Origin of the sequence: Stutzerimonas stutzeri, assembly GCF_024448935.1 — a bacterium.
In the GTDB taxonomy this organism is placed as follows: Bacteria; Pseudomonadota; Gammaproteobacteria; order Pseudomonadales; family Pseudomonadaceae; genus Stutzerimonas; species Stutzerimonas stutzeri_AO.
Map to the genome: position 1 here is coordinate 1 of NZ_JAMOIE010000129.1, position 9,688 is coordinate 9,688.

11 protein-coding genes and 1 tRNA gene are annotated in these 9,688 nt (G+C 61.5%); 4 read left to right on the forward strand and 8 right to left on the reverse strand.

All coding sequences use genetic code 11. The features are described from left to right. Positions 1 to 137: 137 nt before the first annotated feature. The 4 genes from NA637_RS22835 to NA637_RS22850 all read left to right on the forward strand — a co-directional run bounded on the left by NA637_RS22835 (position 138) and on the right by NA637_RS22850 (position 3,529). Positions 138 to 683: a TRAP transporter small permease subunit gene (locus NA637_RS22835; protein ID WP_256074823.1), complete on the forward strand. Its 546-nt coding sequence runs from the start codon at positions 138 to 140 to the stop codon at positions 681 to 683. Next, positions 676 to 2,052 (forward strand): TRAP transporter large permease, encoded by a 1,377-nt coding sequence (locus tag NA637_RS22840; RefSeq protein WP_256074824.1) that lies wholly within the window; start codon positions 676 to 678, stop codon positions 2,050 to 2,052. The genes NA637_RS22835 and NA637_RS22840 overlap by 8 nt, the downstream gene beginning before the upstream one ends. A 93-nt stretch (positions 2,053 to 2,145) precedes the next feature. Continuing rightward, complete coding sequence (locus tag NA637_RS22845; protein WP_256074825.1) at positions 2,146 to 3,378, forward strand: methyltransferase; 1,233 nt, start codon at positions 2,146 to 2,148, stop codon at positions 3,376 to 3,378. Between the two features lie 75 nt (positions 3,379 to 3,453). Next, a tRNA-Thr gene (locus NA637_RS22850) sits at positions 3,454 to 3,529 on the forward strand. A gap of 263 nt (positions 3,530 to 3,792) precedes the next feature. Here NA637_RS22850 and NA637_RS22855 read toward each other — a convergent pair. Genes NA637_RS22855 through NA637_RS22890 form a run of 8 tightly spaced genes read right to left on the reverse strand, consistent with a single transcriptional unit; the run spans position 3,793 to position 9,584 of the window. Continuing rightward, on the reverse strand, positions 3,793 to 4,110 hold the full coding sequence (locus NA637_RS22855; RefSeq protein ID WP_256074828.1) for a phage head closure protein: 318 nt from the start codon (positions 4,108 to 4,110) through the stop codon (positions 3,793 to 3,795). Then, positions 4,110 to 4,385 (reverse strand): head-tail connector protein, encoded by a 276-nt coding sequence (locus NA637_RS22860; RefSeq protein ID WP_256074829.1) that lies wholly within the window; start codon positions 4,383 to 4,385, stop codon positions 4,110 to 4,112. The genes NA637_RS22855 and NA637_RS22860 overlap by 1 nt, the downstream gene beginning before the upstream one ends. Then, positions 4,382 to 5,878: a terminase large subunit gene (locus tag NA637_RS22865; protein WP_256074830.1), complete on the reverse strand. Its 1,497-nt coding sequence runs from the start codon at positions 5,876 to 5,878 to the stop codon at positions 4,382 to 4,384. Before NA637_RS22865 ends, NA637_RS22860 begins: the two co-directional genes overlap by 4 nt. Next, entirely contained in the window at positions 5,875 to 6,330 is a 456-nt protein-coding gene (locus NA637_RS22870) for a P27 family phage terminase small subunit (RefSeq protein WP_256074831.1), read from the reverse strand. Before NA637_RS22870 ends, NA637_RS22865 begins: the two co-directional genes overlap by 4 nt. Positions 6,331 to 6,338: 8 nt before the next feature. Further along, complete coding sequence (locus NA637_RS22875) at positions 6,339 to 6,695, reverse strand: HNH endonuclease (protein WP_256074832.1); 357 nt, start codon at positions 6,693 to 6,695, stop codon at positions 6,339 to 6,341. Then, the gene (locus NA637_RS22880) at positions 6,692 to 7,858 is read right to left on the reverse strand and encodes a phage portal protein (protein WP_256074833.1); all 1,167 of its coding nucleotides are present in this window, start codon (positions 7,856 to 7,858) and stop codon (positions 6,692 to 6,694) included. Before NA637_RS22880 ends, NA637_RS22875 begins: the two co-directional genes overlap by 4 nt. After that, positions 7,855 to 8,361 (reverse strand): HK97 family phage prohead protease, encoded by a 507-nt coding sequence (locus NA637_RS22885; protein WP_256074834.1) that lies wholly within the window; start codon positions 8,359 to 8,361, stop codon positions 7,855 to 7,857. Before NA637_RS22885 ends, NA637_RS22880 begins: the two co-directional genes overlap by 4 nt. Beyond that, positions 8,361 to 9,584 carry a phage major capsid protein gene (locus tag NA637_RS22890; RefSeq protein ID WP_256074835.1) on the reverse strand — a complete coding sequence of 408 codons (1,224 nt, stop codon included), beginning with the start codon at positions 9,582 to 9,584 and terminating at the stop codon, positions 8,361 to 8,363. The genes NA637_RS22885 and NA637_RS22890 overlap by 1 nt, the downstream gene beginning before the upstream one ends. Between the last annotated feature and the right edge of the window lie 104 nt (positions 9,585 to 9,688).

Here is a 9,688-nt window from a genome sequence, read left to right on the forward strand (position 1 = left end):
TAGCTATCATATGGCTATCTGTCATTCAAGCGCCGTGATTACGTACAGACACTACTTAAAAATACTGCCGGTTGCGACACGTTCGCACAGCCGCCTAGAATCGCCGGCCGCCTGGCCATGACAATAAAGGATCTGCCATGTCGAAACATGCCCCCCCACTGCTCGGTCTCGCCAGAGTGATCGACGCCGTGAACGCCCGCTTCGGACAGGCCTGCGCCTGGCTGACCCTGTTTCTGGTCATCGGAACCGCCATCGTCGTGGTGCTGCGCTACGGATTCGGCATCGGCGCAACTGCGTTGCAGGAAGCCGTCCTCTACGCACACGCGTTGGTGTTCATGGGTGCCGCCGCCTGGGTTCTGCAACGCAACGGCCATGTCCGCGTCGACATCTTCTATCAGCGTTTCACCCCACGCCACCAGGCGTTGGTCGAAGTGCTCGGCACCCTGCTGTTTCTCTTGCCTGTCTGCCTGTTTCTCGGCTGGGCAAGCTGGGACTATGTCGCCAACTCCTGGGCGACGCTGGAAGGCTCCAGCGAATCGGGCGGGCTCAAGTTCGTTTACCTGCAGAAAAGCATCATCCTCGCTCTGGTCGTCTGCCTGAGCCTACAAGGACTATCCGAAATCATAAAAGCTGCCTACATCGTAGCCGGTCGCCTGCCTGCGCCGGAGGTGAAGCATGGTTGAGTTGATGGCAATCCTGCTGTTCATCAGCATCTGCGCGGCCTTGATGGCTGGTTATCCCGTAGCCTTCACCCTGGGCGGCGTCTCGTTGCTATTCGCGGGTATCGGCATCCTCACTGGCACCTTCGATGGCGGTTACCTGAGCGCCTTGCCGAATCGTCTGTTCGGCATCATGAACAACCAGACGATGCTCGCGGTGCCGCTGTTCGTGTTCATGGGCGTGATGCTGGAAAAGAGCCGGGTCGCCGAAGACCTGCTCGAATCCATGTCGCGGCTGTTCGGCACGCTGCGCGGCGGGCTGGCGATTTCCGTCTGTGTGGTGGGCGCGCTGCTCGCGGCCAGCACCGGCATTGTTGGCGCCACCGTGGTGACCATGGGCCTGCTGGCGCTGCCAACCATGCTTCGCCGCGGCTATGATCCGGCGATTTCGACCGGTACCCTCGCCGCCACCGGCACCCTGGGCCAGATCATTCCGCCGTCGATCGTGCTGGTCTTGCTGGGCGATGTCATGTCCAGCGCCTACCAGCAGGCGCAGCTGAAGATGGGCATCTTCTCGCCGAAGACCGTTTCGGTCGGGGACCTGTTCGTCGGTGCCTTACTGCCCGGCCTGCTGCTGGTCGGCATGTACATTCTCTACATCATCGGCGTGGCCATCCTCCAGCCGAAGAAACTGCCGGCCCTGCCGCAGGAGGAGCTCGGCCCGATCGAATGGGGCAAGCTGATCAATGCGCTGGTGCCGCCGCTGCTGCTGATCAGCGCGGTGCTCGGCTCGATCCTCGCCGGCTACGCAACGCCCACCGAGGCCGCGGCGCTGGGTGCGCTCGGTGCGATGGTCCTGGCACTCTACAAGGGCAAACTGAACTTCGGCCAGCTGCGCGAAGTGGCTTATGGCACCACCGAGATCAGCGCCATGGTGTTCCTGATCCTGATCGGCGCCTCGCTGTTTTCGCTGGTGTTCCGCGGCTTCGGCGGCGAAGTGCTGATCGAGGATGTCTTCGCCCAGCTGCCAGGCGGCGTACTCGGCGCCTTCTTCGTGGTCATGCTGGTGATCTTCCTGCTGGGCTTCATCCTCGACTTCATCGAGATCACCTTCGTGGTCGTCCCGATCGTCGGCCCGGTGTTGCTGGCCATGGGGCTGGATCCGGTGTGGCTCGGTGTGATGATTGCGCTGAACCTGCAGACCTCGTTCCTCACACCCCCCTTCGGCTTCGCGCTGTTCTACCTGCGCGGCGTGACGCCGAAATCAGTGCCTACCAGTACGATCTACAAAGGGGTGCTGCCGTTCATCCTGATTCAGCTGCTGCTGTTGGTGATCGCCTACCAGTTCCCTGGGCTGGTTACCTGGCTACCCGAACAGATCTACGGCAAATAGTCCCTTGCAGACGCCCGTTTCGACGCGCGTCTGGCTTTTCGGCAGCCGCTTTCGGCGCGATCATAGCCATGAAGCCGCCATCGCCGAGCCGCCATGTCCACCGCCTCATTCAGCTACGCACAACTGGCCGAACGCTTTCAGCAGCTCGACGAGTTTTTGATGCAGCACCAACCGTTGTGGCGCCCGCGTCCCTTCATGCACATGCGTCTCGGCTGGGAATCCGAACACCCTGAGCTGGCCCTCTGGTTGCGGGGCCGCTCGCTGGACGACGCTGAAGCCGCGCACAACCAGCCCGCACAGTTGCTCGCACCCGCCCCGTATCCACAGCTGGCTGCGCGAGCCATCGCCCTGAGCTGCATGGACGAGCTGCCCTCCTCGCCCATCCTAAACACTGACGCGCGCCAACTGGTCGACGTGCCCGGACGCAAGAGGCTGCAGATCCAGGCATTCGACGCGGCGCTGAGGCTCAGTGAAGTCCCGCACCACTGGGTCGACTGGTGCGCAGGCAAAGGTCATCTAGGGCGCCAGCTGGCCAGGCGCGGGGGTGAGCTGACGTGCCTTGAATGGGATCAGGCTCTGGTTACAGCCGGCGCCCACCTCAGTCAGAAGCTGGGCATCGACGCAAACCACCGACAGCAGGACGTGATGGCCGACGAGACGGCTGCACATCTCGTCCCGACGATGACGCCGGTGGCGCTGCATGCCTGTGGCGAGCTGCACGTTCGTCTGATCAACCTGAGCATTGCGCAACGCTGTCAGCAGCTGGCAATCGCACCCTGCTGCTACAACCGGATCCAGACCGATCGTTACCAGCCCTTGTCGACGCTTGGGCGGCAATCAAGCCTTGCGCTCTCCCGTGACGACCTCGGCCTGCCACTCAGCGAAACCGTCACTGCCGGCGCGCGCGAACGCCGTCAGCGCGACCAGTCGATGGCCTGGCGCCTGGGTTTCGATCTGCTCCAACGTGAGCTGCGCGACAAGAACGATTACCTGCCCGCACCCTCGCTTCCCGGTAGCTGGCTGAAAAAGCGCTTCGCACAGTACTGCCGTGACCTGGCGGCGCTAAAGCAACTACCCGCACCGCCGGAGCAGGACTGGGACGCACTCGAACGGCGTGGCTGGCAGCGCCTGGCCGAAGTGCGCAACCTGGAACTGCTGCGCAGTCTGTTCCGGCGGCCGCTGGAACTCTGGCTGCTGCTCGACCGCGCGCTGCTACTGGCCGAAAACGGCTATGCAGTGCGCCTGGGTACGTTCTGCCCAGCCGAGCTGACACCGCGCAATCTGATGCTGATTGCCGAGCGCGAGGCGCGATTCGCAAGCACATGAACAAACTCATGCAAACAACTGGCAACAAACAGTTTACTCGCCGCGAGCAATGGCTATAATGGCGCCCATCTTTTAGCCGGTATAGCTCAGCTGGTAGAGCAACTGACTTGTAATCAGTAGGTCCCGAGTTCGACTCTTGGTGCCGGCACCATACAAATCAAGCACTTAGCTTGAAATGGCAGTCAACGTTACCTTTGCAGCCTTCCCGCAGGTCAATGTAACAGTCAACGTTAGCCACTGCCCAAAAGAAAAGCCCCGCACAGCATCACGCAGGCGGGGCTAGTGCTGTCACCGGCCCCGGATATCACAAGGAAAAGGCCGCACAGCGTGACGGGGTTTTTTCATGAACGAGGCACTATCCGTCTGATCCTCTGCCCGGTATCCCCTCTAGGGGCCGTCCGGGCCACGGCGAAACTAGATCAATCCCACCTCGCACATACATGTCATTTCCGAACGGGTGTTGTTGGGCAGGATGGCTTTCAGGTCGTACTTTTTGCCGTGGTAAACGATGCGGTCGGCAGTGCTCAGGTCGTCGCGGTAGGGAATCGTCACCTTCGCCGTGGTCGCGGCCTGCAATTGCCCGGCCTGTAGAAATTCGTCACCTCTCACGCTGTCGATAGCAGCCCACTCGATGCCAATGGTTGCCCAGCCGGTTTGCCAGCCTCCCATGCCATCCGAAACACTCGATTCGCGCTGGATCTCGACGGGGTGTCTACGTCTGCCAACACCCATCACATCACCGCCATGGAACGATAAGGGGCCAGCAGCAGCGTATAGGCCGTGCCTTCGTACAAAATCCTGTCGCCTTGGCGCTCACGGTTGACGTACAGATCCCCGGTCAGCAGCAGGACGGCCGCCTGGATGGGTTCAGGCATGGGATCTGGCAGATCGTCGCCCAGGTATTCCTCGACGTGCCGGATCGCGGCGTCCAGATATAGTTGGATCAGCGGATCTTCCAGGGTGTGCATCACGCGCAAATGCTGTTTGGCTTCGGTCACGGTAATCATACGAAAAACACCTCGGTGTCAATTTCAATGGGGGCGGCTGCGGCTTGGGCGGCACCCATTGCCATCGCCAGGGCTTGCAGGCCGTCGATGCGTCCAGTGCGGCGGGACTTGTCCAGCTTGCGGTTACCGGCTGGGTCTTTGGTGGCGACGGCATTCGCGGCACACATACTCAGCACCGGGTGGTTGCCGTGGGCAATGCGGCCGTTCAGCAGCTCGGCTTCAAGTGCGTCCAGTGCTGGGGACATGGATTGGAAGCCCTGCCCGAACGGCACGAGTGGCAGCTCCAGGCCCAGGCGCTCGAACTCTTTCTTGAGCACGTCCATACGCCAGCGGTCGAAGGCAATCGACTGGATATCTAGCCCGTCCAGGATCTCAACCATATCGAGCGCCACGGCTTCATAGTCCACCGTCGCGCCGGGTGTGGTTCTCAGAAAGCCCTCAGCAGCCCACTGGTCATACGGGGCGCGGTCTTTCTTGGCTCGATCAAACAAGCCTTGTTCCGGCGTCCAGAAGAACGGGCGAACCTGCCAGACGCCAGCCGTCTTGCCGATCAGCACAAGCGCCGTCAGGTCGGTGCGGGCGGACAGGTCCAGGCCTGCATACACGGGGCCGTCAAACGGCTCAGGCTCAGCGCCACAAGCTGCCCACACGTCAGGCGATATGAACGGGCTGTCCAGGCTCACACGCTGATTCAGCAGCAGGTTGCGCGCCGTGTTGCTCATGGATGGCATACGGGCGGCTTGCTGCATCTGCTCGCGTAGATCGTCCTCGGATCTGAACAGGCCCATCGCCGGGTTAGCTGCTTTCCAGGCTTCAACGTCCAGCAGGTCGCAGCCCTTCGGTGCGGTGTACAGGTGGCAGACGATGCGCGGGTCTTTCGAGCGTTTGGCGTCGTCAATCCACTGGCTCAGCAGATCGGCATCGTTCGCGGCTTGGGTACTGATGGCGATCAGCAGCGGTGCGGCGTGGGCGCCTTGGCTGGTTGTTATAGCGTCCACGAAGTCGGACTGAGGGCCTCGGATCTGGCCTATCTCGTCGAGGATGGCGAGCACAGGTGACAGGCCGTGCGCCGTTCTGCCGTCAGCAGCCAGGGCGCGAAACTCGGTATTCAGTGGCAGGCCAATCAGGCGTTTGCCCGATGGCACGATGCGGACAATCTTCGACAGGGCAGGCGACTGCATAACCATCTTGGACGCCAGGTTGAACACCAGCGCGGCCTGATCGCGGCTCATGGCACCGGACACTAGCTGCGAGTTCTGCTTGGCTTCAGGCCCTACCAGGTGAGCCAGGATCAGGCCAGCAGTCAGCCCGGACTTCCCGCACTTCCTCGCTATGCTCAAGATGGCGCGCCGGGTGCCGTTCGGGTTGTCGTACACGTCGCGGATGAACTTCTTTTGGAACTCAGCCAGGACTAGCGACTTTCCCACGTCCGCACCTTCCGGCACGACGCAGTATCGTTCGATGAACTGGGTGATCTTCTCGGCGCGTGTCATTGCATCATCGCCATCGTCGGAATCAGATCGTCGTCCAGGTGTGCGCGGGCGTCACGCTCCAGGGCGGCAGACTTCACACTGTTAGCGGAGCGCCCGACTGTCGCCAGGCAATGAACCTGTAGAACTCGCGTCAGGGCAATGGTCCGCTTGCTGAGCGTTTCGAGCAGCGCGGCGGCTGGGTTCACCTTCCCGTCCAGGATGTAACCGTCAGCATCAATCTGGCGCTGTAGCATCTCGATGTCGGCATAGGCTCGGGCCAGTTGGGCGGCTGTCACAAGGTCCACGTCCGTCCAGTTGTCGCGTGCCTTGCTGCTCACCACACGCTCCCAGAACGGCAAATCGCCGGAACGCAGGGTTACACACGCAGGCGGCGCTATCGGGCCTTGTGCGGCGTTCTGAGCGGCTGCTACGGCGGACTTGGCACTGTCTGAGCGTGGGCGGCGTGGTTTCACGTTTGCACCTAGCATTGAAAGAGTGGGAACCATGCGGTTTGGCTGCTGTCGGTTGCTGGTGATTTATTCCACGGATGGTTCGGGTCGTTCGGTCGCCCGTTCACGTCGCAGCCCCACGTCACTCCCCTGCCCATACTTGCCGCTGTCTTGAGTGAGTGGCATTCATGGCACAGGCTCTGAAGGTTCTCCCGGCTGTTGTCGTCGGTGTAGTCGTCGCGGCTGTCCTCGATGTGGTCCACGTCTGTTGCTGGCACTACCAGGCCACGGGCTGCACACATACGGCACAGCGGCTCACTTGCCAGCACCTCGGCCCGGAGTCGCTTCCAGGCGCTGCTGTTAAGACTTAACGTCCGGCGCTTCTTCATGCGTTAACCTCTGGCTCGTTAACCTGGTCGATTCCCTCAATGGCTGGCAGGTTCTCAATTCGGCGGACTTCGGACTTGAGCATCCAGCCGTCCTCGATGCCGCGCTGGTAGAAGTTGGCACGGGTGAGACTGTCACCACGCAGCAGCCCCTCGACATTGTGCTCAACGAAGAACGCGGGGTTCGTAATGCAAGCCCGGTTGATCGCCTGCTCCCACATCACCAGGTGACGGCGCAGTGTGTTGGTTACGAAGAAGCGAGCCAGCTCCACCACGTTGCTGTAGTTCGCTGCCTCCATGTCGCCAATCATCACGGGCGGTACGCGGAACAGACGGGCTGTCTCGACGATGGACAGGCGTCTTGCCTGGATCCAGTCGGCATCCTCAAGCGTCATGCTGACAGTCTTGAACGTCGCGCCTTGTGGTAGCACGGCTGTCTTGCCGTGGTTCATCACACCGGCCTGTCCAGTGTTCCAGCTCTCGCGGATCTGGCCTGCCTGCTCTTTCGTGGTGCCGGGTGGTGTCTCGATAACGCCCGACAGCTTGGTGCCCTGCTCGAACATCTTCGCGCCGTGTGTGCGCTCTGCCAGGGCCAGGCCGATTGTGTCGCGGGCTACCTGAATCGGTGAGCGTCCGAGAATCCCATCGTCCGAGTGGTAGCGCAGGTGCAGGACTTCATCAGCCAGCAGGCGGCGCTGGTTGCCCTTGCCGTCAGCGTGCTCATAGATCAGGTTCCCTTTGCTCGAACGCAGGACAGTGACGGCATCCGGGTGCAGCGGCAGCAGGGCCTGAACAGAACCGTTCGAGTTCCAGACAATCTCGGCATAGGCGTTGCCACGCAGCAGAACATGACGTTGCATCTGCTCGCGGAACTCCATCGCCGTCTGATACCCGTTCGGCTCAGCGTGCAGGATCTTGTACAGCGGGTGGCTGCGGGCCTTCTCGCGTCCGTTGTCGGTGCGGCGGTACACGTCCAGCGGCAGGCTGCCCACCGTCTCACTGATCGCGGCAACGCACGCATACACGGCGCTGATGCCCTCGGCAGTCGTGGTGTTCACGTCCACGCCAGCAACGCTTTGGCCTACTGCGAAACTTTCGAAGTATCGGTCGAATGCTGGGGTCGTTGGCTCGGGGCTGGATCGCTTGAACAGTCGAGGAAACTTCATGCGCAGGCCTCCAAGTACTTACGGGCCAAGCAAATCGAGCGCGGTTGCTGGCTACGGACTTGAACGCTGGTTTCGGCATAGGCCGGGCTTGACGTGATGGTGATCTCGAATAGATCCACGTCGCGCAGCTCGCGCAGGTTGTCGAGCCAGGTTTCCTTCGACGGGATGAATCCGAACGAACATCCGGACACGTCGCCACGCTTCACCAGCTCGGCCAGATCCCGGCCAAGGGTGGTATCGGGCAAGTCCAGCTCGAAGGCCAGCCCTACCTCGTCCTCACGCAGGCGCAGTGTCGAGGAACCAACTTTGCCCAACAGTGAACGGTTGTCGTGCTCATAGATCGCCCGGATGTTGGCGGCGGTCGGAGCTGAAAGAGTCCGGGTGAAGGCGCCTTTGCGGATTACCTCGGCAAAGTCGCCAACGGTTGTCTCGGAGTTGAACAGGGCGGCGTAGCCATACAGCGTCCGGCCCTTTTGCTCGATGCTGAAGCTACGCCGTTCCATCACGCTACCTCGGTCGCTACGACGAAGCCTTGCGGGTGGCGCACGGCGGTGTCTACGGTTGCCATGGCGCGAACCTGAATTCCGCCTCGGCTGTACGCTGGTTCGGCGAATGGGTTGACGAGGATGTCGATCTCACTCCAAACGCCAAGCAGGACTTGCGAGAAGTCGCCCAGGATCAGCTTGCCAGCCGGTACGTTCTTACTCGTTGCCAGCGACAGGCCAGCCATTGCGCCGCTGTCGTACAAGAAGCCCGAACCAGAACCGGAAACCTTCTCAGCAGCAGCCAGGGCGCTACGGATCGCGGCAGTCGTCAGCCAGCGGCCATTCTGAATATCCGCGTCGTCGAGCATTTCCAGCATCGCCAGGACGCCCGCCCAGGTAGTCGGAACGTCGCCCGCGTCTTGGATGCCAACGGTGTTGTTCAGGATGCCCAGCGGCTGCCCGGCAGCACCGGAGCCGTTGATGATCGCGGCGTCGATCTGCTTGGCGATCAGGGCGGCCAGATCCTCTCGAACCAGTTGCTCAATGGCCGGGGCTGATTGCTGGATAAGCTGGCGGCTCATTTCGGTTTTGCCGCCAACGTGCTTAGGAGTCAGCGTGACTTGATCGAAGCTCATCTCGGCTTCTGGTACAGCGCCGCCTTCGGTAACCCAGCCGGTTTCAAGGCCAGATCCGAACTTCGGAATCGCGACGTTGCCACGAAGGCCAGTCATTACCCGGACGCCCATCTGGCGAGCCAGCAGAGCCTCACGCAATGGTCCGACGTACAGGTCAGCGCGATGATCAGTGCCTACCAGTTCAGGCGCGGTAACGGTGGTGTTGGCGCGCTTCTCCAGGCTGGCGAACGGTACGAAAGCACCTTCTGCCTTGCGTCCACTGCGGCGTTCAGCTTCGCGGGCATATTCAGCCTCGGCACCGTCCAGGCTGCGGCCTTCCATCTGAGCGCGAATAACCTTGGTGACGCTCACAGCCCCGGCCAGGCGGTCGAAGTCGGCAGAGGGTGCGCCAGATACCGGAGTACCAGCGGAGCGGCGTTCAACGTCTGCCAGGTACTCGGCACGCTCAACCTGGGCGGACAGGGCGCGCTCCTCGGTCTTGAGGGTGTCGAACTGCTTGGTTTCGTCGGCAGACAGATCGCGGCCTTCTGCGGCTGCGGCATCTACCAGGGTTTTCATGGCGGCGACCTTGGCGGAGCGCTGCTCGCGTAGGGCGGAAATCTTCATTCGTCGATACCTGTAAAGTTAGATGACATGCACGCATACTGTACGCATATACAGTATTCCGCGCAACTAATCGTTGACAGGTACGTTCGCCACGTTGTAGCGGG

Coding starts and splice junctions, on each gene's coding strand:
- NA637_RS22835 (WP_256074823.1), top strand. CDS start 138: ATGTCGAAACATGCCCCCCCACTGCTCGGTCTCGCCAGAGTGATCGAC.
- NA637_RS22840 (WP_256074824.1), top strand. CDS start 676: ATGGTTGAGTTGATGGCAATCCTGCTGTTCATCAGCATCTGCGCGGCC.
- NA637_RS22845 (WP_256074825.1), top strand. CDS start 2,146: ATGTCCACCGCCTCATTCAGCTACGCACAACTGGCCGAACGCTTTCAG.
- NA637_RS22855 (WP_256074828.1), bottom strand. CDS start 4,110: ATGGGTGTTGGCAGACGTAGACACCCCGTCGAGATCCAGCGCGAATCG.
- NA637_RS22860 (WP_256074829.1), bottom strand. CDS start 4,385: ATGATTACCGTGACCGAAGCCAAACAGCATTTGCGCGTGATGCACACC.
- NA637_RS22865 (WP_256074830.1), bottom strand. CDS start 5,878: ATGACACGCGCCGAGAAGATCACCCAGTTCATCGAACGATACTGCGTC.
- NA637_RS22875 (WP_256074832.1), bottom strand. CDS start 6,695: ATGAAGAAGCGCCGGACGTTAAGTCTTAACAGCAGCGCCTGGAAGCGA.
- NA637_RS22880 (WP_256074833.1), bottom strand. CDS start 7,858: ATGAAGTTTCCTCGACTGTTCAAGCGATCCAGCCCCGAGCCAACGACC.
- NA637_RS22885 (WP_256074834.1), bottom strand. CDS start 8,361: ATGGAACGGCGTAGCTTCAGCATCGAGCAAAAGGGCCGGACGCTGTAT.
- NA637_RS22890 (WP_256074835.1), bottom strand. CDS start 9,584: ATGAAGATTTCCGCCCTACGCGAGCAGCGCTCCGCCAAGGTCGCCGCC.